The organism is Milkweed yellows phytoplasma str. MW1, assembly GCF_000309485.1.
Classification (GTDB): Bacteria; Bacillota_I; Bacilli_A; order Acholeplasmatales; family Acholeplasmataceae; genus Phytoplasma.
Genome location: NZ_AKIL01000021.1, coordinates 1 through 1,833 on the forward strand (window position 1 = coordinate 1; position 1,833 = coordinate 1,833).

Annotated in this window: 1 protein-coding gene; it reads right to left on the reverse strand. The window is 22.1% G+C overall.

Features of this window, described 5'->3' with window-relative positions; genetic code table 11:
• Window positions 1–255 precede the first annotated feature (255 nt).
• A complete protein-coding gene (locus RI76_RS00445; RefSeq protein WP_017192154.1) occupies window positions 256–1,080 on the reverse strand; it encodes a hypothetical protein in 825 nt (274 codons plus the stop codon).
• Window positions 1,081–1,833: the final 753 nt, after the last annotated feature.

Here is a 1,833-nt window from a genome sequence, read left to right on the forward strand (position 1 = left end):
ATTCTAATATTAACAAAGAAAATAATAATATTACTCTTTTTATAAATATCAAATTATATAAAGCAATTTAGCAAAAAAACCGTTATAAAAATAACGGTTTTAGTTTTATAAAAAAGAATTGTAAATTTATTTTTTTATGAATTCCACCACGGACTAAACAACGATATTATTTTGCTAACTGAAGAGTTGGTGGTGTTTGAGGTGACGGATGATAAAGCAGGATTGTTTTCATTGGGATCAGCCTTGGATTTTTTATTATCTGGAGTTGTACCCCCCTCCTAACCATGTCGGCAAACTCTCCTTTATCAAATCTTTTATTGTTTGAATTAATTGGGGCGGCAATTGATTAATACTTGTTTTTAAACTTTCCACAATATCTTTCACATGAATATTATCTTCAATATCTTCCATTTTTTCCTTAGCTGCTTTAGTAGCTTTTTCTAAATTATCTAATGCTGTAGAAATTTTTTCAATAATTTGTTTTTTATCTTCTTTAAGGCTTTTATCCCATGAGTTGATTTTACCTGTAATATTATCCATTAATGTTTTTTTATCTTTTTCAATGCTTTGGCCTAAATTGTAAATCGCTATTTTTATTGTTTTAGCTAAATCATCTGCTAAAGCTTTTACTTTTTGGTCTAAAATAACTAATATTTTTTGAGTAATTTCTTGAGTATTGAAAGCTTCTATTTTGCCTTCCGCTTTTTTAATTAATTGCTCTAAATGTTTAGGAATTAATTCTTTAGTAAGGGAATTTTCTAAATTATCCATTTTCAATCTTAAAGCTTTAGATAAATCTTTGACCATTTTATCTTTGTCTTCTTTAAGATCTTTATCCCATGAATCCATTTTTTCCAAGAATTTATTGGTCACTTCATCTATTTTGTGCGATTTTTGTTTTATTTCGTGCGATATTTGTTTGGATAATTCATATATTCCTTTATCAGTTTTTTTCTTAATTGCATCTTTTGTCACGGCTAAAGCATGAGAAATAATTAATAAAAAAATCACCGATGTTAAAAATAAAATAGAAATAATATAAAAGTGTTTTTTATTAGGTTTAAAAATATTCATTTTCATAACTTTTTATTATTCTCCTATATAATATTTGCATATAATAACTCAAATAAAAATAAAATTTTTTTCAATTTTTAATTCTTATTTTTTATGGAAGAAAAATTTATTCTATTAATAATTATGTTTATGTCAAAAAATATATTCTTTAAATCCATTTTATTATATAGTATTTTTAGTGTTATGAAACATTTTTGTTTGACCCAGTTCATCAAATAACGACTTTTAAGGAAAAAATTAATGAAAAAAATAATCTTTTCAGTAAGGTAAAATACCGTTGTCAAAAAAAGAAAAAATCTATTTTACTTCCAAATAATAAAAAGATGTTTTTTCGGTATTTTTAATAAAAAAAGATATTTTCAAGAAAAAATTCTTTTAAATAAGACCTAATAAAGACTTAAAAAACTTTTTCATCTTTTTTATTAAAATGTTTTGATTTTTAAACAAAATAATGTAAAATATTATTTTAATGAATATATTACATTTCAATATCTCAAAAGAATTATTTTATTTTGGAATATTTGAAAATGTTATTCTCAACAAATATAAACAAGTTTATTTAAATAGTAAGGTTTTATCTTTTATAAGATTTTAAGATAACGAAGTGCTTTGAACTACTTTTAAGCGTTTAAATAAGATATTTATCTAGTCGATTTTACTATTAATCTAAATAATTATATTTTAATATTGACAAATGACAAATTTTAATATACAATTAAATAAATCTTAATATCTCAAATTTAATTTTAATCATTTAAC

Coding starts and splice junctions, on each gene's coding strand:
- RI76_RS00445 (WP_017192154.1), bottom strand. CDS start 1,080: ATGAAAATGAATATTTTTAAACCTAATAAAAAACACTTTTATATTATT.